We start from the raw sequence: 26,299 nt of genomic DNA on the forward strand, positions 1-26,299 counted from the left end.
ACGTCGTATGGCGAGATCCCCGTAGTGCGCGCACACATAGATGCCGAGGCTCCACATGAAATGGTCGGCCAGCAGCGGATCGAGCGTTTCGGGTGCTTCGAAGAAAGGATGAATCCGCAAGGCCAGATGCATAAGCACCGGATCACTTGTCACGTGGAAAGCGCTCCGCCCGAGATGCGTCACATGCGGGACCTCCAGATCATCGGCGATCTCGCGCATGAAACTTCGCGGCAGCAAGGTCTCCAGTGTGTGGCGCGAGGTGCTGAAATCGATGTGCCGAACGCCCGACAAATACAGTATGTGGGTCTCGCCTCTTCGCTGGGGATGCGAATAGTTGCGACCGCCGACATGGATGTCGCTTGTTTCATCCGTCAAGCGCACGCCGATGGTGAAGGCATCGTCCCAACTGGGGAATTCCGCGTTCTGGCCGACCTGAGTCAGGCCGTATCGGATGTCGGCCGAGATCAATCGTGAGCGGGCGATGCCCCGCACCGCCAGCTTGCGGCCGTTGGCGGGCAGGCCGATCGGCACCGGCGCGATGTCGACCCGCGGAACATTGAGGACCATCGAAGCCTCCCGGTGCTTGCCGGTGCAGCGGCAAGACGATCAAAAACCACTCTTCGGCCACCTGACGCGACGCCCGACTTTTGCAATCGTTAGCCGTTTGGGCGTGCCCCTCCGGCTCATTCCCGAGATGACCGCGCGGAGCGATCCTACCGTGGCGGTCCGAACTGGAGACCACCAAAAGCCGGTGTTCAGTTCGACAAATTCATATGCCCTGGTCAGCGCACCGCTTCGCGGTGGGCGCCGGGCAGGCGGGTGGCGATGAGCTTGTCGATGCGGCGGCCGTCGAGGTCGACCACCTCGAAGCGCCAGCCTTGCGCGTCGACGCATTCGCCGGTCGCCGGCAGATGGTGCATGTGCGACAGCACATAACCGGCGACGGTCTCGTAGTCGCGGTTTTCGGGCAGGTCGATGGCCAGAAGCTCGGCCATCTCGTCGGCCTGCATGTAGCCGGCGAGCAGCCATGAGCCGTCGTCGCGCTTGACCGCGTTTTCCTCATCGCCCGCGTCAAGATCCGAGCGAAACACGCCGGTGATGGCTTCAAGGATGTCGGCTGGGGTGACGATGCCTTCGAAATGGCCGTATTCGTCGTGGACCAGCGCCATCGGCACATCGGATTCCTTGAGCTTCTGCAGCACATCCAGCGCGTCGGCCTGGTCATAGACGATGGGCGCGGCGCGCACATGCTTGCGCGGGTCGAGCGGGCGGCCGGCAAGGATGGCGGCCAGCACGTCGCGGGTCTGCACGACGCCAACCATGACGTCGACGCCGCCGTCGCCGGCCGGCAGGCGCGAATGCTGGGTTTCCACCAAGAGCTTCCTGATCTGCGCCTCGTCGGACTGCAGGTTGATCCAGTCAACCTCGGTGCGCGGGGTCATGACGGCGCGCACGGCGCGGTCGCCAAGCCGCATGACGCCGGCGATCATGCGGCGCTCGTCGGATTCGATGGTGCCGTGATGCTCGGCCTCGGCGACCAGCATCTTGATCTCCTCGTCGGTGACCTTCTCCTCGCTCTCGCCGCGCTGGCCGAGCAGCCACAGTATGGCGCGGCCGGAAATATCGAGCAGGAAGACCAGGGGCGCCGAGATGGTGGCGAGGATGGTCATGGCAGGTGCAGCGCGGGCGGCGACGCGCTCGGGATCGCGCAAAGCGATCTGCTTGGGCACCAACTCGCCGACGATCAGCGAGAAATAGGTGATGATGGCGACGACGATGCCGACGCCGAGCGGATCGGCGATGCTCTCGCGGACACCTGTCGAGGCCAGGAACACCGACAACCGGTCGCCGAGCGTGGCGCCGGAGAAGGCGCCCGAGAGGACGCCGACCAAGGTGATGCCGATCTGCACCGAGGACAGGAATTTGCCGGGATTCGAGCCAAGCTCCAGGGCGCGGCCGGCGCCATTGACGCCGCGGTCGATCATCGTCTTGAGCCGTGCCGGCCGTGACGAGACGATTGCAAGTTCGGACATCGACAAAAGGCCGTTCACGCAGATGAGGACGACCACGATGGCAATTTCGACGTACAGCATGCGGGGTCAATAGCATTGCCGCATAGTCTTCGAAAATAGTCCGCCGCCATTTTTGCAAGATGAACCGCGCGCCTGTTTCAGGCCGCATCCCACGATGGCGACGAGAAGTGTTCGACAAGGGCGTCGACGACAACGCGGACCTTCGGTGCAAGCGTGCGTGTCACGGGCCAGATTGCATGCACGACGATGTCTTCGACAAGGCAGTTCGACAGCACCGTCTCGAGTTCGCCGCGCTTGAGGCTGTCAGCCGCCAACCATGTCGGCAGAAAGACAATGCCGCAGCCGGCAAGGGCCGCATCCAGCATCGGTTCGCCGTGACCGAGGACCAGCCTCGCCTTGGGCAGGAATCGTTCGAGGTGGCCGTTGGCATGCCGCATCATCCAGGGCCGGACAACGCCGTCACGGCCGTAGCCGATGACGCTGTGACGGGCGAGATCCTCGATCGATTGCGGCCTGCCGTGTTCCTCGAGGTAGGCGGGCGCGGCGCAGATGGCCGAACGCTGGGCATAGATGCGTCTGGCCGCGAGCGACAGGCTGTCGTCGAGATCGCCCATGCGAATGGCAAGGTCGATGCCTTCCTCGATCAGGTCGACGCGCCGGTCGTTGAAGGAGATTTCGACCGTCAGGTCAGGATACTGCCTGGAAATGTCGAACAGCACGGGCGCGACGCAGCGGCGGCCAAAGGCCAGGGGCACGTCGACGCGAAGCCTGCCGGATGGAACCAGCCGCCGCGAGGCGAGCAGCGACTGGGCGGTGTCGATTTCGGCCAGCGCCCTGACGCATGCCTCGTAGTAACTCAAGCCCTCGCTGGTCGGCGTCAGGCTGCGGGTCGTACGGTTGAGCAAACGGACGCCCAGGCGTTGTTCGAGCTGTGCGATCGACTTGCCGACCGCCGATTTCGTCACATGCAGCCGCTTGCCGGCGCCGGTGAAACTGCCGGCCTCGACCGCTTGGACGAATGCGAGGATGCCTTGCAGGCTGGCTGTTTCCATCGACGTTTTCCTATTATAGAGTTTTACTCCTCAATCAGTCGCTGAATATACCGCACTGAAGCGCTTTTCTCCATAGTGAAATGGCATAGATGTCTCGCGTAGCCATCATCACGGAGCGCGAATGGCATGAGCACTGACATCAACAGGTCCTGGCAACTGAGCGGCTTCGGCCTTTCCCGGCTGAAGCCGGCGGAAGGCAAGGTTCCCGAGCCCGGGCCGCACGACCTTCTGGTGCGAAACAGGGCGGTATCGCTGAACTACAAGGACAAGCTGATCGTGGACGGCACGCTGATACCCGATCTTGCCTTCCCCTACGTGCCGACATCAGACGCGGTGGGAGAGGTGGTGGCGGTCGGCAGTGCGGTCAGCCGGTTCAAGGTCGGGCAGCGCGTGCTTGGCCAGGTGATTGCCGACTGGCCGGATGGCGATGCGCCGCCGGTGTTGCACAAGCACACGCTCGGCTCGTCGCTGCCGGGCATGCTGTCGGACTATGTGCTGTTTGGCGAAGACGCTGCCGTGTCGGCGCCGCCATCGTTGAGCGATGTCGAAGCCGCCACGCTGCCGATCGCGGCGCTGACGGCCTGGTTCGCGCTGGCGGAGGCGACCAAGCCGATTGCGGGCCAGACCGTACTCATCCAGGGAACCGGCGGCGTCTCCCTGTTCGCGCTGCAGTTCGCGGCGGCGTTCGGCCTGCGCGCCATCGTGACATCAAGCAGCGACGAGAAGCTCGGGCGGGCAAAGCAACTCGGCGCCTGGCAGGTTATCAATTATCGCACCCAGCCGGCATGGGATGAAGCGGCGCTCGACCTGACCGACGGGCTGGGCGTCAACCATGTGCTGGAAATGGTCGGCGGTGACAATGCGCGGCGTTCGATCAACGCCCTGGGTGCCGACGGCCGGCTGTCGATCATCGGCCTGCTGGGCTCGATGGAGCTCAGCTTCCCGATCCTGCCGTTCATGCGCAACCGGATTGTCGTGCAGGGCCTGTCGATCGGTCATCGCCGCGCCTTCGAGCGGATGAACCAGGCGATCGAGGCCCTTGCGCTCAAGCCGGTGATCGACAAGGTCTATGGTTTCGACCAGGTGCCGCGGGCGTTCGAACATCTGGAGAAGGGGCCGTTCGGCAAGATCGTGATTGCCGGTTCCTGACGCGAGACTCCATGTTCGACGCGATTCCGGACGGAAAACCGCTTCGCACTTTTCCTGGGATCGCCCTAGGGCTGCAGCAGCACGCCGATAACGGCCTTGCCGTCGGTGAAATACGGATCGCCGCCGCCATTATGCCCGGTGCGTGTCGCGCCGATGCCGGCGATCTCGCTGGTCGAGGTCAGAACGCCGGCGGCGGACAGGTCGCGGATCAGGAATTCGCGTTCGGCGTCGAGGTCGGGGCCAATGTGATGGGTGATGGCAGCTGTGTTGTGGCTGAGGCCGACGCCGCGATCGAAGCTGGCCGAGCCCAGCCATAGCGTGCGGCCATCATCGCCGATCGCATCGGTGCGCCAGAGGCGGACATGATGACGACGGTCGGCGCTGACGCCAACCGGCTTTTCAAAGGCAAGGTCCTGGGCGCGGCCATCGAACAGCAGCCGGCTGACCGGCGCGTCGGGGTAGGGGTGGCTGAACAGGACGCTTTCGCCGATCCGGATCGCGGTCTTCAGTGTCGTGGCGTCGGCGGTATCCCAGCCGGCGACGGCGAAGGCATGGACCAGTTCCTTCTCGCTGCCGACAATGCCGACATTGATCGGATCGCCGGAAATGCCTTGCGGCGTATGCGTCACCATCTGGAAGCTCTGGGTGCGAAAGCCGCGATCACGAAACGACCAGAATTCCGGCGCGGCAATGTAGGCCAGCGCAAGATAGCCCGCGCAGAACGTCAACAGCCAGATTGTCGCGCGCCGCCGAAGGCTTGGTTGAATCATGACCCCGCTCGAGCCTTGCAGCATATGTCACCCGCCCCATCCGGGAAATCAATGGAGGCATGCAGCCGATTTGTGGTCAAATTCGGTTGAGCCAGCGGGACGGGAGGCGATGGATGTCGCCGCGGATCACGACGGGATCCTCGACGGCCCAATATGTCATCTCGGTTTCGGCATTGGCGGGCACTTCGAAGCCGACCTGGCTCCCGCTTGAAGCATGGCGCGTTATCAGCGGCAGGCGCGATAGCCGTTCTTGCGGTTCTTGATGTCGAAATGGAAGTGGTTGCGGTGGTCGTAATTGTAGCCGGGGCCGAGCACCGTGGTGAAGTACTGGCAGCCGTCGGCACGCACATTGTTGAGGAAGCCGCGCGTGCGAAAGGCGAACAGGCCGGGCTTGCGCACGTCGATGTCGTCGCCATTGTTGAGCTCGATGCTCATCACGTCGAGTGCATTGCCCTTGCCGTGCTCCGAAAGCACGCCTTCGCCGGCAATGTTGCGGCAGGAATAGCTGGAGCCCTGGTGGATGGTCTTGACGCCGGAGAAATAGCGCCAGCGGGCCGATGGAACCAGTTCGTTCTTCGTCCAGGCGGCAAAGGTGGCGGCCATGTCGCAGGTCAGCGTCGCCGCCGGCTTCATCTCGACGCCGCCGATGGCCGAGACCTTGACCGGGTAGTCGATGCCGCACTGGCCTTCGTGGATCGGCGCAAGATCGGTATAGACCACACCCAGCCGCTTCAGCTGCTGGCGGCAATCGGTCTCGCTGGCCGGTATCTGCTCGACCGGCGACATCGGACTATCCATGCGCGGATAGGCGGCCTGCGTCATGTAGGGGTTGGAAGGGACAAGCCTCTGCATGCCGGTGTATTGCGGAACCGACGATGTCTGGGCGCCAACGTCGACGGCCGGCTGCAGGGACAGCACGCTGCCGGTATTGCAGGCCGAAACCGCCGCGAGCGTCAGCCCGGCGGCCAGCAGCGCCGCACGCTTCGATTGGCGCGCGATGGTTAGAAACACGGCGCGAGATTTGCCGGCCATTGGCGGAGTCCCAGTTCAGGATATCCGGCATTTTAACGATCAAGGGTAAAGGAAAGCTCAGCGCCCCTGTTCATGCCTGCGGCCGAAATGCGGCACGCGGGCCTAGGGGTAACCTGCTCACTGGCAGAATGTCCCGCCATGGCGGCGGGGTTCGAGGTCGAGGTGGAAATGCAGCGAGTGGTCTGCATCGCTGCCGGGGCCAAGCACTGTCTTGAAAGGCCCGCAGGCTGCCTTGCGTACCACATTGAGGAATTTCGCATCCTTCTCCGGTGGCGATGGGCTGATCTCGATCTTCTTGCCGTCGGACAGGGTGAAATTGGCGATGTCGAGTGCGTTGCCGAAGGCATGCTCCGACAGTTTCCTGGTGCCATGGCGCGGCCGGCAGACAAAGGCCGATGCCTGGCTGATCGACTTCAGGTCCGCTCCGAATTCGGCTTTCGCCGCCGGCTGGATGACGTCGGCGGCAAAGCGTGCCGCCGCCTCGGCCATGGGGCAGTTGAGCTCGGTGCCGGGCGCGATGGCGATCGCCTTGCCGAGCGATTTCAGCACGATCGGGTAGGGGATGGAGCAGCCGATTTCTGGATTGCTTTCCGCCTTGTGTTCCTCGAAGTCGACGCCGAGCGTCTTCAGCCGCTCGCGGCAGGCGACTTCGTCCGCGGGCATTTTCGCGTCGGGCAGATCGGCCGAACGCGGGTCGGGAAGCATGGTCTTGTCGCCGGCATCCGCTGGCTTTGGCGCCGGTTGCGGGGCGACAGGCGGGGGCTGGACTTCAGGCTCGGCGGCATCGGGCTTCGGCGTCGGGATCGGCACCTCGGTCGGGGCCTCCGGCTCGCTTTCCGTATCGGCCGGCGATTCCGGTGCTGACGGCTCTGGACGTGCCTGCGTTCCCTGACGAGACGTCTCTTCATCGAGCCGGTCTTGACTGGGCTGGTTGGGCGCACCGGTGGTCTTTGGACCGTCTGGCTTTTGCTTTTCCGCCGCCGCGGCGTCGGGCTTCTGCGCGTTTGCGGGACGCGGTTCAGGCACAGGCACATCGGCGGGCGATGTCTGCGGACCCTGCGTTTCCTGTTGTGTCTGGGTCGGCGTGACGTGCCGGGGACCCCGCGTTTTCACGCGCTGCTTGCCTTTCGACCTCAGCGGCTGGTCGACCCGCGGTGTCAGCGGCTGCTCCACCCGGAGCGTCAGAGGCTTGTGATGCCTGTGGCGGTGCCTGGCCTCGGCTGGCACCACCAGCAGAGCCGTTACAGCTATGACCAGTGCAATCCTATATGATCGGGAGAGGACAAACGATGCCATCGCCGTCAACGGCGCGGCCGCGCTGAGGTTGCCTGCGCTCCATCACGAACGGTGACCGCGCTGTTACGCGCCGATGGCTTCCAGCCCTTCTTCCAGCCAGTCGGCCAGCAGTGGCATGCCGAGCAGATATTTCGCGGTGCGCTTGTTGGTGCGTTCTCGCGCCGCCGTCAGGGCCTCCGCCCATTCCGAGGCATCGTAGTCGCCACGGCCAACCCAGGCGAGCGCCACGAGTTCGGCTGCTTCGTCGACATTGAGGTCACTGATCAGTTCGCGCAGTTCTTCCGCGGTGAGGTTTTCCGAACTTTCCTCGGCGAGACCATCATGGTGGTGATTGACGTGCGACTGGCCGTCGAGCTCGACCTCATGCTCGGCGCCGTCCTCGTAATCCTCGTTGACGGCGGCACTGAGCGCCTTGGCCTTGAGGATGAAAAGGCGCACGGTTTCGGGGCCGATCGAAAGTTCCCATTCCTTCTCCAGTCGCTGCTGCACTGGCCGTCTCCTTTCCGATCTTGCGATGATAGCGGATTTGCGGCGTCCGTCACGTCACGATCGCCACCACCGCATCGGGCGCGACTTGCCCCAGGAATTTTTCCGGGATGAAATGCCCGTCGACCCGCGTTAGTGTCGTATTGTCATCCTCAAGGAGGCTTCGATGCATAAAAGAATGCTGATCCAGGCGGCGACTGCCCTTGTCGCGCTGCAGTTCTTCGCAGTCCCGGTGTTCGCCGCGGGCGGAGACAGTTCGGGCGGTGGTGGCGGCGGCGGCCAGACCGTTAGTCAATGCAAGAAGGGCGAGGTCTGGGACAAGAAGAAAAAGAAATGCGTTGCGCCGCAGGAAGGCATGCTGGACGACGACAGCATCTATGAGGCCGGTCACGACCTGGCGATGGCCGGGCGCTATGACGAAGCGATTTCGGTGCTCACCCTTGCCGCCAACAAGCAGGATCCGCGCATCCTCAATTATCTCGGTTATTCGCACCGCCATTCCGGCCGCGTAACCGTCGGCCTCGGCTATTACGAGGAGGCGCTGCGCATCGATCCGAACTACACGCTGGTGCGCGAATATCTTGGCGAGGCGCATCTGCAGATCGGCGATCTTGCCGGCGCCCAGCAGCAGCTGATGGAAATCGAGAAGCGCACCGGCAAGGGTTCGCGCGAATACGGCATGCTGTCGGAGCAGATCGAGCATTTCATGCGGAGCTGATTCGGCTCCAGCAGTTCCTCAACAACGGCCGCGAGCGATCGCGGCCGTTTTTTTGTCGCCGGCCATCCCGCCGCTGTCATTGCCGCCACGGCAATTGCGAAAGTAGCGGATGATTTTGCCAAAGCACATTTTGAGCGTGAAAAACCCGCGAAGATTGCTATATTCACGGAAATTGTGGTGAGACGGTTCCGTTAGCCCGAGGCTGCCGGACCCGTTTTCTTTTTGTACCATCGACAAGGCTTTCCCCGAAACGCGGGGGTGGCGGCAGGAAAGGTCAGGCATCATGAACAAGGTCCCGATGACAGGCGGCGGGTTCGCGTCATTGAAGGAAGAACTGCGTTGGCGCCAGCAGGAAGAGCGGCCGCGCATCATCGAGGCGATCTCCGAGGCGCGCTCGCATGGCGACCTGTCCGAAAATGCAGAGTACCATGCCGCCAAGGAGGCACAGAGCCTCAATGAGGGCCGCGTCAACGAGCTTGAGGATTACATCGCCCGGGCCGAGGTCATCGACGTCAGCAAGCTGAGCGGCGACAAGGTCAAGTTCGGCGCCACCGTGGTTCTGGTCGATGAGGACACCGAGGAAAAGAAGACCTACCAGATCGTCGGCGACCAGGAAGCGGACGTGAAGTCCGGCCGCATCTCGATCTCGTCGCCGATCGCGCGCGCGCTCATCGGCAAGGCAGTCGGCGACGCCATCGAGGTCAATGCGCCAGGCGGCGCCCGGGGCTACGAGATCGTCAAGTTGCAGTTCATCTAGGGAGTTTGAGGGCGCTGTCCGCGCATTTCACACTGACGTTTGCGCAGCCCCTCATCGCCCTGCCGGGCACTTCTCCCCGTGAACGGGGAGAAGGACGCCATCATCGATGATTTCGCCAATTGCAAGTAAGGCGCCAGCGTTGCGGCCAGCGTCTTTCTCCCCGTCACTATACGGGGAGAAATGCCCGGCAGGGCAATGAGGGGCAGAACGAGCCTATCCAATTGAATTGATTGAATAAATCAATTCTTGTGGGCGCTGGTATAACCAAACGTCCGACGCTCCATCAGCCTCTCCGCTTCCGCCATCACCTCCGCCGGCGTCACCTGCGCCCCGGGCGCGGCCAGCAGCGTCGATGCGTAGGGCCCGCGCGGGCCGGTGAGACCGGGCTCGGTCGCCAGGAACACCGCAACCGTCGGCAGACCGAAGGCGCTGGCGAGATGGGTCAGGCCGGTGTCGGCGCCGATCACCAGCGTCGAGCGGCCGATGATCGCGGCGACCGCGGAAAGCGATGATTTCGGCACCAAGACCGTTTGCGGAACGGCTCCGGCGATCGCTTCGGCAACCATCTTTTCGCGTTCGTTCGACCAGGTGGTGACCGGAATCATTCCCCGCTCAACCAAAAGACGGGCTGTTGCGATCCAGTCTTCGGCCGGCCATTTCTTGTCCTCGCGGCTGGTGCCGTGCAGCAGGAAGGCGGTCTTGCCATCGATCTCAGCGCCATGGCCTGATGGCGGGGTGATGCCGGAATCCAGCTTCGAAAGATCAGGCTCGTAGCCGAGCGCCAGCCCGAACAAGCGCCGCGTGCGTTCGATGGCGTGCAGGTCGCGCGGCACGCCGTAGCGGTGGTCGTAGAACAGCGCGGCCTTGGGTTCGCGCGCGCTCGACCGGTCGAAGCCGGCGATAGGTGCCGCCGCCTGCTTCGCCACCACGGCGGACTTCAGCAGGCCCTGCGCATCGATGACCAGATCGTAATGGCAGTCGCGCAGGGAATGGCGCAAGTGAGCCGCCTGGCGCCATGTGCTGCGATCGAACAGGTTCTTGCGCCAGCGCCTGATGGCGACGGTGTGGATGGTGCCGATCGCCGGATGCAAGGCCACGATGCCGGCGAACGCCTCTTCAACGCACCAGTCGAAGAACACGTCCGGCCGCTTGTGGCTGGCATCCTCCACCGCTGGAAACGTGTGGATGACATCGCCCATCGAGGATGTCTTGACGATGAGGACCTTCATGCCGTTGCCGGGACTTCCAGCAATCGATCGGCAGCGGCCGCGACCTGCGCCACCTCGAGCGTTTTCAGGCAGTTGAGGTGGCCGAGCGGGCAGACCTTCTTGTGGCAGGGCGAACAGGACAGACCAAGCCAGACCAACTCGCGCCGTTCAGCCAGAGGCGGCGTGTTCTGTGGCGAGGTCGAGCCGTAGACGGCGACGATCGGCGTGCCGACGGCGGCGGCGACATGCATCAGGCCGCTGTCGTTGGATACTGCCAGCCTGGCTGCCCCGATCAGGTCGATGGCGTCTTCCAGGCGCGTCTGGCCGGCAAGGTCGACGACACCCGGTGCAAGGGCAGCAATTTCCGTCGTCACGTCGCGGTCGTTCTTCGACCCGAACAGCGCGATCTTGAACCCCTTGGCCATGAAATCGCGGGCAAGGCCGGCATAGCTTTCGCTTGGCCAGCGCTTGGCCGGGCCGAACTCTGCACCCGGCATGAGCGCTACGAATTTTCCCGCCTGCAGTCCGAAGCGGTCGAGCAGCGCTGCCTGTTTTTCGGCATCGATGGAAAGCCTGGGCGCGCGAAACGTGCCACCCTGGGCGAGGCCGAAATAGGCCTGCGCGGTGCGCCGCTTCACGGCGTCGGGCAGCGGCACGATGTCGGTCAAAAGGCCGTAACGCATTTCCCGGAGGTTGCCGACACGGCGGGGAATGCGGGCAAAGAACGGAATCAGCGCCGACTTCCAGCTTCCCGGCAGGATATAGGCCATGTCGTAGCGGCCGCGCAGCAGGCGGCCGAAGCGGCGGCGATGGGTAAATTCGAGCGCGCCGGGTTTCAGCGGAAAGTCGATCTGCTGGCGTATCTCGGGCATGCGCTTGACCAGCGGCGCGGCCCAGGCCGGCGCCAGCACATCGATCGCGGCATTGGGATGCAGTTGCTTCAGCGCCGAAAACAGGCACTGCGCCATCACCATGTCGCCCACCCAGCGTGGACCGATCACGAGGATCGTGGGGCTCTCAGCCATTCGACATAGTCTCTGACACCGGTTTCGACCGTCCGGAATTGGCCATTATAGCCGGCTGCGCGCAATCGCGACATATCAGCTTGCGTGAAACTCTGGTAGCTGCCCTTGAGATGATCGGGGAATTCGATGAACTCGATCTCGCCCTTGCCCAGCGTATCGATGACGGTTTCGGCGATAGCGCGAAAAGGCTGGGCGCGGCCGGTGCCACAGTTGAAGATGCCGCTCAGCTCTCGTTTCCACAGCCACAGATTGACGTCGGCGACATCGCCGACATGGATGAAGTCACGGCTCTGCTCGCCGGGTCCAAAGCCGTCATAGGCACCGAACAGTTTCGGGTTCTCGCCCCGCTCGACCTGGTTGAACAGATGGAAGGCGACGGAGGCCATGGCGCCCTTGTGCGCCTCGCGCGGTCCATAGACGTTGAAGTAGCGCAGGCCTGCCACCGGCGAATGGTCGGTGTCGAAGACGGTGCGGCGGACATAGTCGTCGAACAGTTTCTTGGAATAGGCATAGACGTTGAGTGGCCGCTCAAGCGCGGGTTCCTCGCGGAATTCCGAGCCGCCACCGTAGACGGAGGCAGAGGAGGCGTAGTGGAAGGGCACGCGCAGCTTGAGGCACTCATGCAACAGCCGCTTCGAATAGGCGTAGTTCACCTCCATCATGAACTTGCCGTTCCACTCCGTCGTGGTCGAGCAGGCGCCCTGGTGGAAGACAGCCTCGATGCGGCCAAGCCCGCCAGCTTCCAGAGTGGCCAGGAAATCATCCTTGTCGAGATAATCGGCGATCCTGAGATCGGCGAGGTTGGCGATCTTATGGCCGTCGGTCAGATCGTCGACGACGAGGATGTCGTCATGGCCTTCGGCATTGAGCGCGGCGACGATGTTGGAGCCGATCATGCCGGCGCCGCCCGTGACGATGATCATGTTGTTGGCCTTGATGCTCGTTTCGCTTGCCGATTCCGGCCCTTATAAGGGAGCTATACAGGGCTGTCGACAAAACAGCTTGTCGAGAGCGGTGCGGGCCAGCCACAGTGGCGCCGCAAAGCTCTCGTTTCAGTCGGTTCGCGCCGCTTGGCGCATCGTGGGGGGATAAAACAATGCCGTCGACCGAACTGCTGATCGCGTTTTTCGCCACCACGGCGATCTTCGCCTATATTCCGGGTCCTGCCATGCTCTATGCGGCCGCGCAGACGATGGCGCGCGGCCGCTGGTCCGGACTGACGGCCGCCCTTGGTATTCATCTGGGCGGCTATGTGCATGTCTTTGCCGCCGCAGCCGGCCTGTCGGTGCTGTTTCATGCCGTGCCGACGCTCTACATGGCGGTCAAGCTTGTCGGCGCGCTCTATCTGATCTGGCTGGGCGTTTCCCTGTTCCGCAAGCGCGTGGAGGGTGACACGACGCTGCCCACGATCGAGCGCAAGTCGGCGCGCCGCGCCTTTTTCGAGAGCATCACCGTCGAGGTGCTCAACCCCAAGACGGCAATCTTCTTCATGGCGTTCCTGCCGCAGTTCATCGACGCTTCGGCGGCGTTGCCGGTCTGGCTGCAATTCGTCGTGCTGGGAACGATCGTCAACCTGATGTTCTCCTCGGCCGACATCGTCTGCGTGTTCCTGGCTGGTGCCGTGATCGGCCGGCTGCGGCGTTCAAGCCGCGCGCAACGCCTGATGCAGCGGGCGGGCGGTGCCGTGCTGGTCGGACTGGGCGTCCACGTGGCCTTGCAGAAGAGCTGACCATTCGGGGCGGGGGTATGTGCCGGCGTTGCGCTGCGTGGATTTGCGGTATATCGGCTTCGCCATGAACGATCAGGGCCATGAACGATCCGGCCCGTCGACAATAATGACCCATATGATTGAGATCGGCCTTATCAGCGCGTTGCCAGTGACATGATCAAGCACAATCCGCCTTCTCCCGAACCCTTGCACCGCGCCATCGCGCGGTTCGGCCAGGCCACCGTGCTGGTGGTCGGCGATTTCATCCTCGACCGCTTCGTCAACGGCGTCATCGAGCGGATCTCGCCGGAAGCGCCGATTCCCGTCCTGCACGGGCGCGGCGAAATGTCTGCCATGGGCGGCGCCGGCAATGTGGTCTGCAACATCGTCTCGCTGGGGGCCAGGGCCATTCCGGTGTCGGCGATCGGCGCCGACCATGCCGGAGACAATCTGATGCGCATGCTGAGCGAGCTTGGCGTCGACACGGCCGGCCTGTCGCAGGATCGCGGTCGCATGACTTCGTCGAAGAGCCGCTTCAGCGCGCTCAACCAGCAGGTGCTGCGTTTCGACGAAGAAGAGATCAAGCCGCTGGGTGCCACCGAGCGGGCGGGGCTGATCCGGCATTTCCGCGACGCGCTGGAACACGCCGACATCGTCATCCTGTCCGACTACGGCAAGGGCATATTGCTCGACGGCGTCGCCGCCGAACTGATCGCGATCTGCCGTGATGCGGGCAAGCCGGTGCTGGTCGACCCGAAGGGCCGCGACTACGGCCGCTATGCCGGTGCCACCGCCATCACTCCCAACCGCAAGGAACTCGGCGAGGCTGTCGGCCGCGCGGTGTTTTCCGATGACGAGATCGTGGCGGCCGCGCGCGAGTTGATCGCAGGGCACGGTTTCGAGTTCGTGGTCGCGACGCGCAGCGAAAAGGGCATGAGCGTCGTCGGCGCGGATGATGCCCGCCATATCGCCACGCAGGCGCGCGAAGTGTTCGATGTTTCGGGCGCCGGCGACACGGTGATCGCGAGCTTCGCGCTGGCGCTCGCCGCCGGCGCCGACCGCGTCGCGGCGGCTTCCATAGCCAATGCCGCCGGTGGCGTCGTCGTGGGCAAGCGCGGCACCGCGCGGCTGACGGTCGAGGAACTGACTGGCGCGCTGTTCCGCTCGCACGGACCGACCGTCCACAAGGACGCCATCCTCGACGCGTCGGCTGCCGCACGGATGGTTGCGGCATGGAAGGAAGAGGGCCTCAGCGTCGGCTTCACCAATGGCTGTTTCGACATCCTGCATGCCGGCCATGTCAGCCTGCTGCACGCGGCGCGCAGCCAGTGCGACCGGCTGGTGCTCGGCCTCAACAGCGATGCTTCGGTGCGCCGGCTGAAAGGGCCGAGCCGCCCGGTCAACGACCAGCATGACCGCGCCTGCGTGCTCGCCGCCCTTGCATCGGTCGATGCGGTGGTGGTTTTCGAGGAAGACACGCCGCTGGCGTTGATCGAGGCCCTGCTGCCCGACATACTGGTGAAGGGCGCGGACTATACGATCGACACGGTTGTCGGCGCCGATGTGGTGCAGAAGGCCGGCGGGCGCGTCGTGCTGGTCGATCTCGTCGCCGGCAAAAGCACGACTGGCACCATCGGCAAATTGCGCGCCACCGGAAGCAATTGAGGATTTCATGTCTGAACTGAATGACTATCTGGTCCGCTCGGCGGCCGCCATCACAGCCATGGTCGAGCGCGACCTGACCAGCGAGATGGAGCGGGCGGCGGACGCCGTGGTGACGGCTCTTTCGCAAGGCAAGGCTTTCCTGATCGCCGGCAATGGCGGCTCGGCCAGCGACGCCATCCACATCGCCGGCGAACTGGTCGGCCGCTTCCTCAAGGAGCGCAAGGCCTACAATGTCATCGCGCTGCCGGCCAATGCCGCGGTGCTGACCGCCTGGGGCAATGATTACGGCTTCGACACGGTGTTTTCGCGCCAGGTCGAGGCGCATGGCTCGGCTGGCGCGGTGCTCCTGGCGATCTCGACCAGCGGCAATTCGCCGAGCATCCTGGCCGCCGCCGAGCAGGCGCGGATGATGGACATGACGGTGATCGGCCTGACCGGAGACACCGGCGGCAAGCTGAAGCCGCTGTGCGACATCCTGCTCAACGTGCCCTCGACCTCGACGCCGATCATCCAGCAGGGGCATCTGTGCCTCTATCACTATCTGTGCGAAGTGGTCGAAGCGCGCCTGAGCAATGCCTGACAAGGACACCCCGCCGAGACCGTATCCGCTAGCGGAACCAGGGCTGTGGATCGAGCGGGTCGGCGAGCGGAGCTTTGCCGCCGGAACGCCGGCGCTGTTCCTCGATCGCGACGGCACCATCAACGTCGATACGGGCTATCCGGATGATCCGGAAAAGATGGTGCTGCTGGACAACATCGTGCCGGCGATCGTGGCTGCCAACCGGCAGGGCATTCCCGTCATCATCGTCACCAACCAGTCGGGCATCGCGCGCGGCTATTTCGGCTGGGGTGATTTCGCTGATGTCAACGGCCGCGTGCTCGACCTGCTGCGTGCCCGGGATGCATTCGTGGATATGGTCTTGGCCTGCGCCTACCACGAAGCGGGCGAGGGGCCGCTGGCGATCGCTGATCATCCGATGCGCAAGCCCAATCCTGGCATGCTGATCGAGGCGGCTAAGCGTCTCGGGCTTGATTTACAGCGTTCGCTGATCGTCGGCGACAAGCCGGCGGACATGGAAGCTGGCCGGCGGGCCGGGCTGTCGTGTGGCTGGCTGATGGACGGCGAGGCGAGAAGCGAATCCGGGTTCGAGGTGCTGCCACTGCGCGACCGCAAGGATCTGGAAGGACTGCTGGCCGCGGTCGAGGCGCTTTAGGCGGGCTTATTGCTGTTGGTCGACCAACAGATTCAAGGGACGGCCCCATCCCCCTGGTTTCTATAGGGTTTCAGCAGTCCTGCCCATCAAGCCTTGAACGCCACCAGTCCCTCGTCCTTGACGCGGCGAATGGTCAGCGCGGTACGCACCGTGTCGACGTTGGGCGTCGAGGTCAGTTCCTCGATGACGAAGGTCTGGAAGGCGCCGAGGTCGCTTGCCACGCAATGCAGCAGGAAATCGGATTCGCCCGACACCATCCAGGCGTCGCGCACGATCGGCCAGCCGCGCGTGCGCTCGGCGAAGGTGCGCAGCTCGGCGTCGGCCTGGTGATGCAGGCCGACCAGGCAGAAGGCGACGACATCGAGACCCAGCGCCGGTGCGTCGAGCAAAGCGCGGTAGCCGCGGATGATGCCGCTTTCCTCCAGCCGCTTGACCCGGCGCAGGCATGGTGGTGCTGAAATACCGACGCGGCTCGACAGTTCGACATTGGTCATGCGTCCGTCGCCCTGAAGCTCGCGCAGGATCTTCCAGTCGATGGCGTCGAGGTCGGCTTTGAGCGGCATAGGCGGCTTTCAGGCTGCGCGAAAGAATCTTTCGTGATTTTGTAATTAAACGACTTTTGTGGCGATGCCAGCCCTCAGTGATGCGATTTTGAGGCTGTAACGAAAGCGATTGTTCCGCGAATAGGCTGAGGAGGCGAAGCTTTCCGGGGACGACGGCCCGATCGTCTTGCTGGCGTTGCCGGCAACACTTACATTGTCGGCGATATCAGACGAGATTTTTCGCGCCACACTTCGCTGGCTGCTCTCCGCAGAGGCTCTAGATGACCACCAAGCACGCTCCCGTTCTCATCATCGGTTCCGGCCCCGCCGGCTATACCGCGGCCGTGTACGCTGCACGCGCCATGCTGAAGCCGATGCTGGTCGCTGGCCTGCAGCAGGGCGGTCAGCTGATGATCACCACCGATGTCGAGAACTATCCGGGCTTCGCGGATCCGATCCAGGGTCCGTGGCTGATGGAGCAGATGCTGAAGCAGGCCGAGCATGTCGGCACCGACATCATCAACGACATCATCACCGAGGTCGACCTCAATGTGCGGCCGTTCCGCGCCAAGGGCGATTCCGGCACCACCTACACAGCCGACGCGCTCATCATCGCCACCGGTGCGCAGGCGAAATGGCTGGGCATCCCGACCGAACAGCACTTCATGGGTTTTGGCGTGTCGGCCTGCGCCACCTGCGACGGCTTCTTCTATCGCGGCAAGGATGTCGCGGTGATCGGCGGCGGCAATTCGGCGGTGGAGGAGGCGCTCTATCTGTCCAATCTCGCCAAGAGCGTGACGGTCATCCATCGGCGCGGCGACTTCCGCGCCGAGCGTATCCTGCGCGAGCGGCTGCTCAAGAAGGACAATGTCCGCGTCATCTGGGACACGGTCATCGACGAGATCACCGGCCGGCCCGGCAAGACGCCGCTGCCGCCTTCGGTCGAAGGGCTGAAGCTCAAGCATGTGGTGACCGGCGCCGAGTCGCACCTCAAGGTCGACGGCGTGTTCGTGGCGATCGGCCACGCGCCGGCGGTCGACCTGTTCGTCGGCAAGCTCAAGCAGAAGCCGAACGGCTACCTGTGGACGGCGCCGGATTCGACCCGCACCGACGTGCCCGGCGTGTTCGCAGCCGGTGATGTGACCGACGATATCTACCGCCAGGCGGTGACGGCGGCGGGGCTTGGCTGCATGGCCGCGCTGGAGGCGGAAAAGTATCTCGCTGGCATCGAGGTTCACCGCGAGGCGGCGGAGTGAATTTGTTCAAAAAACGGCTGAACAACGCCGTGTAAAAGCCTGATTTTTCATTCAGACGCCAAAAACAGAACGAGGGGTATCATGGCGTTGGACTGGGACAAGCTACGCGTGTTTCACGCTGCGGCGGAGGCGGGGTCGTTTACCCATGCCGCGGAGACATTGCATCTATCGCAATCGGCAATTTCGCGGCAGGTCAGCGCGCTTGAACATGATGTCGGCGTGCCGCTGTTCAATCGCCATGCGCGTGGCCTGGTGCTGACCGAACAGGGCGAGATGCTGTTTCGCACGGCGCATGACGTGCTGATGAAGCTCGAGACGATCAAGTCGCGGCTGACCGAAACCAAGGACCGTCCGTCGGGCGTGCTGCGCGTGACGACGACCGTGGGGCTCGGCGCCGGCTGGCTGACCGAGCGCGTGCAGGAATTCATCGAGCTCTATCCCGAAATCAGCCTGCAGCTGATCCTCGCCAATGAGGAACTCGACCTCACCATGCGCCAGGCCGATTGCGCCATCCGCCTGCGGCAGCCGCAACAGCCCGACCTGATCCAGCGCCGCTTGTTCACGGTGCACTTCCACCTCTACGCGGCTCCGTCCTATGTCGCCAAGCACGGCAAGCCGGCGTCGGTGGCCGAGTTGAAGAGCCATCGCATCGTCACCTTCGGCGTACCCGTGCCGACGCATCTGTCGGAACTGAACTGGCTGGAGACGGTCGGCGATTTCGACGGCGGACAGCGCGTGCCGACGCTGCAGATCAATGACATATTGTCGATCAAGCGCGCGGTGCAGGGCGGGGCGGGCATCGCCATGTTGCCCGACTATGTGATCAGCAAGGATTCAGGCCTGGTGCAGTTGCTGCCGGAGACCGAAGTGCCGTCCTTCGACACCTATTTCGCCTATCCGGATGCAATGAAGAACCAGGCGAAGCTGCATGTCTTCCGGGATTTCATTATTGCGAAGGCCAGAAGCTGGTCGTTCTAACCCTGAAGTGCCGTAGCCGCCTTGTCAGATCATCCCCGCCAGGGCGTCAGCCGAGGCAACCAGCCAGGCACGTTGCGGCGGTAAACATCGTATTCGGCGCCATAGCGACGGGCCAGCGTCGGCTCTTCGTAGAGCCTGACGAAGGACACGATGGCAGCGGCCGCGATCACGCCATAGGCGGCCAGCGTCCAGCTTGAAAAAAGCATGACCTGGCCGAGGATGATCGACAGCACGGCCACATACATCGGGTTGCGGACGTGGCGGTAGATGCCGCCGACGACCAGCCTTTCGGTCGGCGCCACGGGTGCCGGCGTGCCCAGGCCTTCAAGGGCAAAGCGGGCGAAGGCATGCAGTAGCATGGCCACGGATACGACGATCAGCACCGCACCGACAGGCACAAGGCCGGGCAGTGTCGACAAGGCAGGCGATAGCCATCCATCAGCAGCCAGGGCACCAGGCCGGCAACCACACCGGGCGCCGCAATGAAGAAGGCCGCACTGCCAGTAATCGCCGAAAATGGTCGCATCGAGTGTTTTCCTGGTGATTGCCGTAGAAATGAACGCCTTCTGCTTGTTTACACGTCATTCCCGATTTTCGGCATTTTGGAGCGCGATGCGGGCTTCGACCGGCGATTTCGCGGAAAAATCAGCTCCCCGTGTACTCATTTCGCCGTTTTTGCTGGTCCTATTGGGCCGATAGGCGGGTTGGACCACAGCCTATGTCTTTTTGCATGCGTGTGTTGCAAAATAGATGCTTGTTTCTTGGGCATGTTGAGCAGATATATAGATCATCTCTTGGGCGCGTTCTCCTCCCATTAGCGCCCTCGAGTGTTCCCCTCTGGAGGTTAGCCTTAATCGGCACTTCCAATCAAACTCAGCCGGATCTTCATTGATCCGGCTTTTTTGTTGTCTGGACCTGCAACATCCACAAAAACCCATCCGCTTTTGCCGCGTAACAGTGACATGTAACATCGGGTAACATGCCGCGGAGGTTCACGGTCTGCTAAGCAGATCATAGGACGCGGTTTTGGTTCGTTCGGGGGATGGGGGCATCACTCGAGCGGTCCGGGCTCAGGCAGCTACCGCGTCCGAACCAATTCTGCCGAGCCATCAGGCATCGGCGGCAAACATGCGGCGGACCTACCGTTTCGCCTCCCAGGAAAACGGTCCGCAAACAGGACGGCGTCCGGAACATCCGGGCGCCGTTTTTCATGTCTGCAAATGTTGCAACAGCCAGGGCGGCGACAGGCCAAAGCGCGTCGCGTCCGCGCGGATTCATGCAGCGCGCTTTAGCTCTTTGTTTTTATGCATGTCGCCCAAAACCGCTGCGCACTTTTGGGCGACATGCATTGTTCCGCCACCGTCGGCAGGCCTCAGGCGGCCTTGCCGTTGGCGTTCATCGCCTCGTCGGCCAGGCGGCCGCTAAGTTCGGCCATATGGTCGAAGGCTGCGCGGTAGCTGGCGACGCCGGCGGTCGCCGAGCGCAGCTCGATGATCAGGTCGCCGATCTCGGCTTGCGGCATGGTCGCCTCGACGACATCCCATCCCGGCCAGTCGGGCCTCGCGTCATAGCCGAGGATCTGGCCGCGCCGCTGCGGGATCAGCGCGATGATCTTCGACGTCGCATCCGAAGGCGTGACGATCTCGACCTTCATCACCGGCTCCAGAAGCACCGGCGAGCAGGCAGCCATGCCTTCCTTCATCGCCATCTTCGCCGCCATCTGGAAGGCCATGTCGGAGGAATCGACCGCGTGATACGAGCCGTCCGACAGGTTGACGGCGACATCGACGACTGGGAAGCCGAGCGGACCCGACTTAAGATAGTCCCGCACCCCGGTCTCGACCGACTGGATGTAGGTCTTCGGCACGACGCCGCCGGTGATGGTGTCGGTGAACTGGAAGCCGGAACCGCGCGGCAGCGGCTTGATCTCGATCACCACATCGCCGAACTGGCCATGGCCGCCGGACTGCTTCTTGTGGCGGCCGCGCTGCTGCGCCGGTTTGCGGATCGTCTCGCGATAGGGCACGGCGGGCGCGTGGCCTTCGACCGGGATCTGGTTCTTGCCCTCCAGCCGCTCGCGCACGACGCGCAGATGCATCTCGCCATGGCCCGACAGCACGGTCTCCGCCGAGTCCTGGTTATGGCGCAGGCTAAGCGAGGGATCCTCCTCGGCCAGGCGCTGGATGGCGGCGGACATCTTGACCTCGTCCTTGCGTTCCTTTGGCCTGAGCGCGAAGGCGAAGACCGACTGCGGCGGTTCCAGCGTGACCAGCGGCTTGATGCCGCCCTTGGCCGAACTCAGCGTTTGGCCGGTCGTGACGCCGTCCAGCTTGCCGAGCGCCACCGTATCGCCGGCCTTGGCGGAGCCGACCTTCACCTGGTCCTTGCCGAGCATCCTGTAGATGCCGGAGACTTTCGCCGTCTCGCCGTTGGACAGATAGAGCTCGGAAGCGTCGCCGACCTGGCCGCAGAGTATGCGCGAGACCGACAGCTTGCCGCCATGAGGCGTGTGGATGGTCTTCATCACCTGGACCACGGTCGCATTGCCATCGGCGAGGCCAAGCCGCTTGCGGGTCGCCTCGATGTCGGGCGCGTCGTGGCGGATCGCCTTGAGCAGGCGCAGCACACCATTGCCTTTCTCGGCGGTGCCGATCAGCACCGGCGTCACGGCGCCGCCGCGCAGGTCCGCGGCAAGGTCGTCGAAGACCGCGTCCTTCGGCGGCTCGATCTCCTCGAGCAGCTGTTCCATGAGCTGGTCGTCATGGTCGGCCAAGGTCTCAAGCATGGAGAAGCGTGCCTCAAGCTCGCGCGCCTTGTCGTCGCCGGGTATCTGGGCGACCTCGCTCTCGGCATATTCGCGATAGATGTAGGCGCGCTCCAGCGCCAGATCGATCGAGCCGATGACGACGCCATCCTTGCGCAGCGGGATCTGGCGCAGCAAGAGCGGCACGGAACTCGCCGGCTGCAGCATCTTCAGCGTGTCGCGCACGCCGGCGATCGACTTGTCGACCTTGTTGAGGAACAGGATGCGCGGCACGCCGAGATCATCGAGCTTGCGCATGATCAGCTGCAAGGCAGGGATCTTCTTCTCGTCGGCTTCCGCCACGACCACCGCGAGGTCGCAGGCGGCCAGCACCGGCTCGGCCTCGAAGGAGAATTCGATGGAGCCGGGACAATCGACGAAGGTGAGTTGCTCGCCCATGAAATCTGTGGTGGCGACGGTCGCCTCGACGCTCATGGCGTGAGCGCGCGCCTCGGGCGAATGATCGGAAACGGTGTTTCCCGATGAAACGGGATTTTGTCGGGGGATGGCGCCCGTGCGGGCCAATATGGCTTCGAGAAGTGTCGTCTTACCGCTTGCGAAGGGACCGACTATGGCAATGCATTTCGGTCCCGTGCGTCGTCCTCCGGCGCGAGTACCCATGACTGACCTCCACTCAGGCGTTTCCCGTAGGACCGGCTGGCATTCATGGTCAGGCGAGATCAGTCGGTCCTGAGCGGCGGCCGGCCTGTTCGACCGTCGCGGGCGGGGTTCTTCTTCAATGGCCACCTGCCCAAAACCATCGTCCCACTTGTTTGCCGGCAGGGCAAGAAAAATAGGAAGCGGACGCCTTCCCGGCTGTCTCAGGCGATCAGGGCAAGTGGCGAGGCATTGGCGGGGAGGGGGTCGATCTTGTCGCGCGGCACCGGCCGGCCGAAGAAATAGCCCTGGAAGCGGTTGCAGCCGGCGGCCTTGGCCAGAGCGAATTCCTCCTGCGTCTCGACGCCTTCGGCAACGATGGTGACGTCCTGGATGCGCGCGATCTGCGCCAGGGCCGAGACGAAGATCTGCGCGACCTGGTCATAGGCAAGGCTTCGGATATAGGAGCGGTCGATCTTGATGCTGTCGATGGGCAGGGTCTTCAGATAGTTGAAGCCGCAATGGCCGGTGCCGAAATCGTCGAGCGCGATGTGAAAGCCGAGGCCGCGCAGCGCTTCGAGGCGCCGCAGGATCTCGGGCGTGGCGGCGGTCGCTACCGTTTCGGTGATCTCGATGACGAATTGCGCGGCGGAGCGGCCGGTTTCCTTCAGCACGCGGTCGCACATCGTCACGATCTCGTCGCGCTTCAGCTGTTCGCCGGAAACGTTGATCGATATGCGGCGGCCCTGGAAATGGCCGATATCGGCGCAGGCTCGCCTGAACACCCACTCGCCCAGCATGTCGATCAGGGTCGAGCGCTCGGCGATCGGAATGAATTCGGCCGGCGATATCAGGCCGCGCACCGGGTGGCGCCAGCGGATCAGCCCTTCCAGCGCGTAAGGCGAGCTGTCCGGGTTGACGATCGGCTGGTAGTGCAGCTCGAGCTCGCCGAGATAGATGGCCGCACGCAATTCGCGCTCGACCAGGCGGCGATAGCGCTTGTCGGACAGCATCTCCTCGTCGAACACGGTGACGCGTCCGCGACCCGCCGCCTTGCTCTCGTAGAGCGCCAGATCGGCGAGCAGCATGAGTTCGGTCGAATTGGAGGCATGGGACGGCGCAAGCGCCACGCCGATGGAGATGGAGAGCGGGATGATCTTGCCCTCATGCGGCTTTCCGGCGCGCATAGCGTCCAGCAGGCGTCGCACGTCCTTGTTGATGGCGGTGAGGTCGCTATGCGCGACGATGACGCCGAACTCGTCGCCGCCGAGTCGCCCGACCATGCTGCCGGCAAAAATGCGCTCGGCGGTCCGGACGAGGTGCGCCAGGGTAAGGTCGCCGAACTGGTGCCCGAACGTGTCGTTGAGCTGCTTGAAATGATCGAGGTCGATCAGGAGCAGGGTCGCTTCGCGCCTGTCGCGCATGGTGCCAAGGCTGTCGCGCAGGGCCTCCAGGAAATAGCGGCGGGTCATCGCCCCGGTCATGGCATCCTTGGTCAGGAAGTCATGCTTTTCCGCCTCTGCTGCCGCCGCCGATTGCAGGCGATGGACGACGCTGCTGCGCATGTACATCAGCGCCAGCAGGGCGAGCGCGGTGGCGACGATGGATACGCCAAAGGCGGTGCCGGAAGGCAGGTTCTGCGAGACGTCGAAGGCGCCAAGCGCGGCCGCGCTGATGCTCAGCACCAGAAGGAACTGGATGCCGCGATAGACCCTGCCGCTTTGGTCCCTGATCGTAGCCAGTATGCTCATCTCATCGCCCCCTGAAATGTAGGGCTACGGCTAGGCCCCAGCTGTTAAAAAGCCATTGAGGCTGCCGCGTTCGGCCGGCAATTCGGCCACTGCCGCCGGCGATCAAGCGTTCATGGTTAAGAAGCTTGGTGCAGATGCCTGCCGGGCGGTGGCTGTTGCGCGGCGTGTGATATGGGAGGAAAGTGCCGCCCACAATGAATGGCTCGGGCGCGCGGCGGCGTGATGCCCCTGTTCGCCAGCAAATCGAGGATCACCGACGATGAAGATCATTGCCTGCGGCAGCGTGCCGACCATCATCGCGCCGGAAAAATACTTCACTGGCCGGGTGCTGCAGACGCCAGTCATCGAAAAGGAAGCGCCGGCGCGGCTCAGGGCCACGATGGTCAGTTTCGAGCCCGGCGCGCGCACCCACTGGCACACGCATCCATTTGGCCAGACGCTGTATGTCACCGCCGGCGCCGGCCGCGCGCAGACATGGGGCGGTCCTATCCAGGAGATCAAGGCCGGTGATGTCATTTCGTTCGCGCCAGGCGAGAAGCACTGGCACGGCGCCGGGCCGACATCGGCGATGACGCATATGGCCATGCAGGAAGCGCTCGATGGCGTCCATGTCGACTGGCTGGAGAAGGTCACCGACGAGCAGTATTCCGGTTGAGCCTGGCCGCGACGAGCGACACGACCTGCTCCAGCATTTTTAGATGAACGATATTTCGGAGCCGCCATGTCGGGTCGTCGTATCTATCTGATCGCCGCCGTCTATCTCGGCACATTCGTGGCGCTGCTCGACGTCAGCATCGTCAATGTCGCGCTGCCGACGATCCAACGGGCGCTGAACACCGATTTCGGCGGCCTGCAATGGGTCGTCGATTCCTACACGCTGTGCCTGTCGGCCTTCATGCTGTCGGCGGGGCTGATCGGCGACCGCTACGGGCGCAAGCGCTCCTGGCTGGCGGGCGTCGGCATCTTCGTGGTCGGTTCCGCCATCTGCGCGTTCGCGCCCACCCTGACGGTGCTGCTGACGGGGCGGGTGGTGCAGGGCGTCGCGGGGGCACTGCTCATTCCCGGCGCGCTATCGATCCTGACACAGGCATTTCCCGACGCCCGCGAGCGCGCCGGCGTCATTGGCGGCTGGTCGTCCTTCGCCGCCGTCTCACTGCTGGTCGGCCCGATCCTCGGTGGCGTCCTGGTCGAAACCGCCGGCTGGCAGAGCATTTTCCTCATCAACCTGCCGGTCGGCCTGTTCACGATCGTGCTGGGTGCCCTCTCGATCAAGGAGACGGCGCATCCCGAGCATGCCCATCTCGATCTCGCCGGCCTGGCGCTCAGCATCGTGTGGCTGGGCGCGCTGACCTTCGGCCTGATATCGGCCGGCGAGAACGGCTGGGGCGACCGGCAGACGGTCATTGCGCTTGCTGTCGCCGTTGTCGGGCTGGCGCTCTTCCTCGCCTTCGAGGCGCGCACGCCGCGCCCCATGCTGCCGCTCGGCCTGTTCCGCGACATTCGTTTCGCTGTCGCCAATGTAGCGTCCTTCGCGCTCGGCCTGACCTCCTACACCAGCGTCTTCCTCTACTCGATGTTCCTGCAGCAGGTGCAGGGCTGGTCGCCGACGCAGACTGGCCTGCGCATGGCGCCTGTCTTCCTTGTCCAGATGCTCGTCTCGCCGGCGATCGGCAGGCTCAGTCATCGCTACGGGCATTCCGCGCTGATGACATCGGGCTATTTCCTGATCGGCGTTTCCATGCTCGGCATGTGCTGGGCAGGACCCGCGACGCCCTATGCGATGATCGGCCTGCTCTTCGCCGTCGGTGGCCTTGGCAACGCGCTGGCGATTCCGACCAGCAATGCGGCCGCCATGTCCTATGCGCCGCGTGAACGCTCGGGGATGGTGTCGGCGGTCATCAACGCCACCCGCCAGACCGGCCTTGCCATCGGTATCGCGCTGCTTGGCGCCCTGATGAGCATGCGGGCGACAAGCCTGCTGACGACAAACCTCGAAACCGCTGGTGTCGCCAACGCCGAAGTGGTGGCCCGCGCCGCCGTTTCGCGGCACGACTTCGTAACCGATGCGGCAATGGGCGAGAGCGGTCTGCGCGACCTGTTTGAGGCCGCCTATGCCGGAGGCTTCCATGCGGCAATGCTGACGGCGGCGATTGTTTCGCTACTCACTGCCGCGCTCTTGTTTGCCGTGCTGGCGCCGGCAGAGGCCCGTTCGGCCAGGGCGGTCAAGCAGGAAGGGTGAGGCGCGGCCCTGTTGCCCAT

General features: G+C 63.8%; 25 protein-coding genes and 1 pseudogene. 12 read left to right on the forward strand and 14 right to left on the reverse strand.

Annotated features, from left to right (window positions below; genetic code table 11):
- Nucleotides 1-60 precede the first annotated feature (60 nt).
- Nucleotides 61-474: a hypothetical protein gene (locus ABVQ20_RS27550; protein WP_354462803.1), complete on the forward strand. Its 414-nt coding sequence runs from the start codon at nt 61-63 to the stop codon at nt 472-474.
- A gap of 308 nt (nt 475-782) precedes the next feature.
- Here ABVQ20_RS27550 and ABVQ20_RS27555 read toward each other — a convergent pair whose 3' ends face one another.
- Together ABVQ20_RS27555 and ABVQ20_RS27560 are read right to left on the reverse strand one after the other, a co-directional pair.
- Nucleotides 783-2,093, reverse strand: coding sequence for a hemolysin family protein (locus ABVQ20_RS27555; RefSeq protein ID WP_354462804.1), 1,311 nt, complete (start codon nt 2,091-2,093; stop codon nt 783-785).
- Between the two features lie 77 nt (nt 2,094-2,170).
- Nucleotides 2,171-3,085 carry a LysR family transcriptional regulator gene (locus ABVQ20_RS27560; protein WP_354462805.1) on the reverse strand — a complete coding sequence of 305 codons (915 nt, stop codon included), beginning with the start codon at nt 3,083-3,085 and terminating at the stop codon, nt 2,171-2,173.
- A gap of 126 nt (nt 3,086-3,211) precedes the next feature.
- On the opposite strand from ABVQ20_RS27560, the gene ABVQ20_RS27565 reads away from it, so the two are divergent.
- A complete protein-coding gene (locus ABVQ20_RS27565; RefSeq protein WP_354462806.1) occupies nt 3,212-4,234 on the forward strand; it encodes a zinc-dependent alcohol dehydrogenase family protein in 1,023 nt (340 codons plus the stop codon).
- A gap of 65 nt (nt 4,235-4,299) precedes the next feature.
- Here ABVQ20_RS27565 and ABVQ20_RS27570 read toward each other — a convergent pair whose 3' ends face one another.
- The 4 genes from ABVQ20_RS27570 to ABVQ20_RS27585 all read right to left on the reverse strand — a co-directional run bounded on the left by ABVQ20_RS27570 (nt 4,300) and on the right by ABVQ20_RS27585 (nt 7,821).
- Nucleotides 4,300-5,004, reverse strand: coding sequence for an LssY C-terminal domain-containing protein (locus ABVQ20_RS27570; protein ID WP_354462807.1), 705 nt, complete (start codon nt 5,002-5,004; stop codon nt 4,300-4,302).
- A gap of 225 nt (nt 5,005-5,229) precedes the next feature.
- Nucleotides 5,230-6,036, reverse strand: coding sequence for an extensin-like domain-containing protein (locus tag ABVQ20_RS27575; RefSeq protein WP_354462808.1), 807 nt, complete (start codon nt 6,034-6,036; stop codon nt 5,230-5,232).
- 117 nt (nt 6,037-6,153) lie between these two features.
- Entirely contained in the window at nt 6,154-7,209 is a 1,056-nt protein-coding gene (locus ABVQ20_RS27580; protein ID WP_354463152.1) for an extensin-like domain-containing protein, read from the reverse strand.
- Between the two features lie 186 nt (nt 7,210-7,395).
- Nucleotides 7,396-7,821: a DUF3775 domain-containing protein gene (locus tag ABVQ20_RS27585; protein WP_227345721.1), complete on the reverse strand. Its 426-nt coding sequence runs from the start codon at nt 7,819-7,821 to the stop codon at nt 7,396-7,398.
- Between the two features lie 163 nt (nt 7,822-7,984).
- Here ABVQ20_RS27585 and ABVQ20_RS27590 point away from each other — a divergent pair, with 163 nt between their 5' ends.
- Nucleotides 7,985-8,536, forward strand: a complete 552-nt coding sequence (locus ABVQ20_RS27590) for a tetratricopeptide repeat protein (RefSeq protein ID WP_354462809.1) — start codon at nt 7,985-7,987, stop codon at nt 8,534-8,536.
- An 18-nt stretch (nt 8,537-8,554) separates the two neighbouring features.
- Here ABVQ20_RS27590 and ABVQ20_RS27595 read toward each other — a convergent pair whose 3' ends face one another.
- On the reverse strand, nt 8,555-8,821 hold the full coding sequence (locus ABVQ20_RS27595; protein ID WP_354462810.1) for a hypothetical protein: 267 nt from the start codon (nt 8,819-8,821) through the stop codon (nt 8,555-8,557).
- On the opposite strand from ABVQ20_RS27595, the gene greA reads away from it, so the two are divergent.
- Nucleotides 8,820-9,293, forward strand: coding sequence for a transcription elongation factor GreA (gene greA, locus ABVQ20_RS27600; RefSeq protein ID WP_354462811.1), 474 nt, complete (start codon nt 8,820-8,822; stop codon nt 9,291-9,293). The two genes, ABVQ20_RS27595 and greA, sit on opposite strands and share 2 nt — an antisense overlap.
- Before the next feature lie 239 nt (nt 9,294-9,532).
- Here greA and waaC read toward each other — a convergent pair whose 3' ends face one another.
- Genes waaC through rfaD form a run of 3 tightly spaced genes read right to left on the reverse strand, consistent with a single transcriptional unit; the run spans nt 9,533 to nt 12,449 of the window.
- Nucleotides 9,533-10,522, reverse strand: coding sequence for a lipopolysaccharide heptosyltransferase I (gene waaC / locus ABVQ20_RS27605; RefSeq protein ID WP_354462812.1), 990 nt, complete (start codon nt 10,520-10,522; stop codon nt 9,533-9,535).
- Nucleotides 10,519-11,526 (reverse strand): lipopolysaccharide heptosyltransferase II, encoded by a 1,008-nt coding sequence (gene waaF / locus ABVQ20_RS27610; RefSeq protein ID WP_354462813.1) that lies wholly within the window; start codon nt 11,524-11,526, stop codon nt 10,519-10,521. Before waaF ends, waaC begins: the two co-directional genes overlap by 4 nt.
- Nucleotides 11,499-12,449, reverse strand: a complete 951-nt coding sequence (gene rfaD / locus ABVQ20_RS27615; protein WP_354462814.1) for an ADP-glyceromanno-heptose 6-epimerase — start codon at nt 12,447-12,449, stop codon at nt 11,499-11,501. Before rfaD ends, waaF begins: the two co-directional genes overlap by 28 nt.
- A gap of 173 nt (nt 12,450-12,622) precedes the next feature.
- On the opposite strand from rfaD, the gene ABVQ20_RS27620 reads away from it, so the two are divergent.
- The 4 genes from ABVQ20_RS27620 (at nt 12,623) to ABVQ20_RS27635 (ending at nt 16,113) form a co-directional block, all read left to right on the forward strand.
- Nucleotides 12,623-13,255, forward strand: coding sequence for a LysE family translocator (locus tag ABVQ20_RS27620; RefSeq protein ID WP_354462815.1), 633 nt, complete (start codon nt 12,623-12,625; stop codon nt 13,253-13,255).
- A 153-nt stretch (nt 13,256-13,408) separates the two neighbouring features.
- Nucleotides 13,409-14,899, forward strand: a complete 1,491-nt coding sequence (gene rfaE1, locus ABVQ20_RS27625; protein WP_354462817.1) for a D-glycero-beta-D-manno-heptose-7-phosphate kinase — start codon at nt 13,409-13,411, stop codon at nt 14,897-14,899.
- A 7-nt stretch (nt 14,900-14,906) separates the two neighbouring features.
- Nucleotides 14,907-15,479: a D-sedoheptulose-7-phosphate isomerase gene (locus ABVQ20_RS27630; protein WP_354462818.1), complete on the forward strand. Its 573-nt coding sequence runs from the start codon at nt 14,907-14,909 to the stop codon at nt 15,477-15,479.
- Nucleotides 15,472-16,113, forward strand: coding sequence for a D-glycero-alpha-D-manno-heptose-1,7-bisphosphate 7-phosphatase (locus tag ABVQ20_RS27635; protein WP_354462819.1), 642 nt, complete (start codon nt 15,472-15,474; stop codon nt 16,111-16,113). The genes ABVQ20_RS27630 and ABVQ20_RS27635 overlap by 8 nt, the downstream gene beginning before the upstream one ends.
- Before the next feature lie 86 nt (nt 16,114-16,199).
- Here the strand turns inward: ABVQ20_RS27635 and ABVQ20_RS27640 are convergent, their stop codons facing one another.
- On the reverse strand, nt 16,200-16,676 hold the full coding sequence (locus ABVQ20_RS27640; RefSeq protein WP_227345730.1) for an Lrp/AsnC family transcriptional regulator: 477 nt from the start codon (nt 16,674-16,676) through the stop codon (nt 16,200-16,202).
- 260 nt (nt 16,677-16,936) lie between these two features.
- Here ABVQ20_RS27640 and trxB point away from each other — a divergent pair, with 260 nt between their 5' ends.
- Nucleotides 16,937-17,911 (forward strand): thioredoxin-disulfide reductase, encoded by a 975-nt coding sequence (gene trxB, locus ABVQ20_RS27645; protein ID WP_354462820.1) that lies wholly within the window; start codon nt 16,937-16,939, stop codon nt 17,909-17,911.
- Nucleotides 17,912-17,992: 81 nt separating this feature from the next.
- Nucleotides 17,993-18,889: a LysR family transcriptional regulator gene (locus tag ABVQ20_RS27650; RefSeq protein WP_354462821.1), complete on the forward strand. Its 897-nt coding sequence runs from the start codon at nt 17,993-17,995 to the stop codon at nt 18,887-18,889.
- A 29-nt stretch (nt 18,890-18,918) separates the two neighbouring features.
- Here the strand turns inward: ABVQ20_RS27650 and ABVQ20_RS27655 are convergent.
- The 3 genes and pseudogenes from ABVQ20_RS27655 to ABVQ20_RS27665 all read right to left on the reverse strand — a co-directional run bounded on the left by ABVQ20_RS27655 (nt 18,919) and on the right by ABVQ20_RS27665 (nt 24,040).
- Nucleotides 18,919-19,415: pseudogene (locus ABVQ20_RS27655) on the reverse strand (methyltransferase family protein).
- Nucleotides 19,416-20,261: 846 nt separating this feature from the next.
- A complete protein-coding gene (locus ABVQ20_RS27660; RefSeq protein WP_354462822.1) occupies nt 20,262-22,313 on the reverse strand; it encodes an elongation factor G in 2,052 nt (683 codons plus the stop codon).
- A 200-nt stretch (nt 22,314-22,513) separates the two neighbouring features.
- Nucleotides 22,514-24,040, reverse strand: a complete 1,527-nt coding sequence (locus tag ABVQ20_RS27665; RefSeq protein ID WP_354462823.1) for a putative bifunctional diguanylate cyclase/phosphodiesterase — start codon at nt 24,038-24,040, stop codon at nt 22,514-22,516.
- Between the two features lie 259 nt (nt 24,041-24,299).
- Between ABVQ20_RS27665 and ABVQ20_RS27670 the strand changes: the two genes are divergently transcribed.
- A complete protein-coding gene (locus ABVQ20_RS27670; protein WP_354462825.1) occupies nt 24,300-24,695 on the forward strand; it encodes a (R)-mandelonitrile lyase in 396 nt (131 codons plus the stop codon).
- 66 nt (nt 24,696-24,761) lie between these two features.
- Complete coding sequence (locus ABVQ20_RS27675) at nt 24,762-26,279, forward strand: DHA2 family efflux MFS transporter permease subunit (protein ID WP_354462827.1); 1,518 nt, start codon at nt 24,762-24,764, stop codon at nt 26,277-26,279.
- Nucleotides 26,280-26,299: the final 20 nt, after the last annotated feature.

The organism is Mesorhizobium shangrilense, assembly GCF_040537815.1.
GTDB lineage: Bacteria > Pseudomonadota > Alphaproteobacteria > Rhizobiales > Rhizobiaceae > Mesorhizobium > Mesorhizobium shangrilense.

Bases quoted from the DNA above. Each gene is read 5' to 3' on its own strand.
- ABVQ20_RS27550 (WP_354462803.1), top strand. From the start codon at position 61: ATGGTCGGCCAGCAGCGGATCGAGCGTTTCGGGTGCTTCGAAGAAAGG.
- ABVQ20_RS27555 (WP_354462804.1), bottom strand. From the start codon at position 2,093: ATGCTGTACGTCGAAATTGCCATCGTGGTCGTCCTCATCTGCGTGAAC.
- ABVQ20_RS27560 (WP_354462805.1), bottom strand. From the start codon at position 3,085: ATGGAAACAGCCAGCCTGCAAGGCATCCTCGCATTCGTCCAAGCGGTC.
- ABVQ20_RS27565 (WP_354462806.1), top strand. From the start codon at position 3,212: ATGAGCACTGACATCAACAGGTCCTGGCAACTGAGCGGCTTCGGCCTT.
- ABVQ20_RS27570 (WP_354462807.1), bottom strand. From the start codon at position 5,004: ATGATTCAACCAAGCCTTCGGCGGCGCGCGACAATCTGGCTGTTGACG.
- ABVQ20_RS27575 (WP_354462808.1), bottom strand. From the start codon at position 6,036: ATGGCCGGCAAATCTCGCGCCGTGTTTCTAACCATCGCGCGCCAATCG.
- ABVQ20_RS27590 (WP_354462809.1), top strand. From the start codon at position 7,985: ATGCATAAAAGAATGCTGATCCAGGCGGCGACTGCCCTTGTCGCGCTG.
- greA (WP_354462811.1), top strand. From the start codon at position 8,820: ATGAACAAGGTCCCGATGACAGGCGGCGGGTTCGCGTCATTGAAGGAA.
- ABVQ20_RS27595 (WP_354462810.1), bottom strand. From the start codon at position 8,821: ATGATGCCTGACCTTTCCTGCCGCCACCCCCGCGTTTCGGGGAAAGCC.
- waaC (WP_354462812.1), bottom strand. From the start codon at position 10,522: ATGAAGGTCCTCATCGTCAAGACATCCTCGATGGGCGATGTCATCCAC.
- waaF (WP_354462813.1), bottom strand. From the start codon at position 11,526: ATGGCTGAGAGCCCCACGATCCTCGTGATCGGTCCACGCTGGGTGGGC.
- rfaD (WP_354462814.1), bottom strand. From the start codon at position 12,449: ATGATCATCGTCACGGGCGGCGCCGGCATGATCGGCTCCAACATCGTC.
- ABVQ20_RS27620 (WP_354462815.1), top strand. From the start codon at position 12,623: ATGCCGTCGACCGAACTGCTGATCGCGTTTTTCGCCACCACGGCGATC.
- rfaE1 (WP_354462817.1), top strand. From the start codon at position 13,409: ATGATCAAGCACAATCCGCCTTCTCCCGAACCCTTGCACCGCGCCATC.
- ABVQ20_RS27630 (WP_354462818.1), top strand. From the start codon at position 14,907: ATGTCTGAACTGAATGACTATCTGGTCCGCTCGGCGGCCGCCATCACA.
- ABVQ20_RS27635 (WP_354462819.1), top strand. From the start codon at position 15,472: ATGCCTGACAAGGACACCCCGCCGAGACCGTATCCGCTAGCGGAACCA.
- ABVQ20_RS27640 (WP_227345730.1), bottom strand. From the start codon at position 16,676: ATGCCGCTCAAAGCCGACCTCGACGCCATCGACTGGAAGATCCTGCGC.
- trxB (WP_354462820.1), top strand. From the start codon at position 16,937: ATGACCACCAAGCACGCTCCCGTTCTCATCATCGGTTCCGGCCCCGCC.
- ABVQ20_RS27650 (WP_354462821.1), top strand. From the start codon at position 17,993: ATGGCGTTGGACTGGGACAAGCTACGCGTGTTTCACGCTGCGGCGGAG.
- ABVQ20_RS27660 (WP_354462822.1), bottom strand. From the start codon at position 22,313: ATGGGTACTCGCGCCGGAGGACGACGCACGGGACCGAAATGCATTGCC.
- ABVQ20_RS27665 (WP_354462823.1), bottom strand. From the start codon at position 24,040: ATGAGCATACTGGCTACGATCAGGGACCAAAGCGGCAGGGTCTATCGC.
- ABVQ20_RS27670 (WP_354462825.1), top strand. From the start codon at position 24,300: ATGAAGATCATTGCCTGCGGCAGCGTGCCGACCATCATCGCGCCGGAA.
- ABVQ20_RS27675 (WP_354462827.1), top strand. From the start codon at position 24,762: ATGTCGGGTCGTCGTATCTATCTGATCGCCGCCGTCTATCTCGGCACA.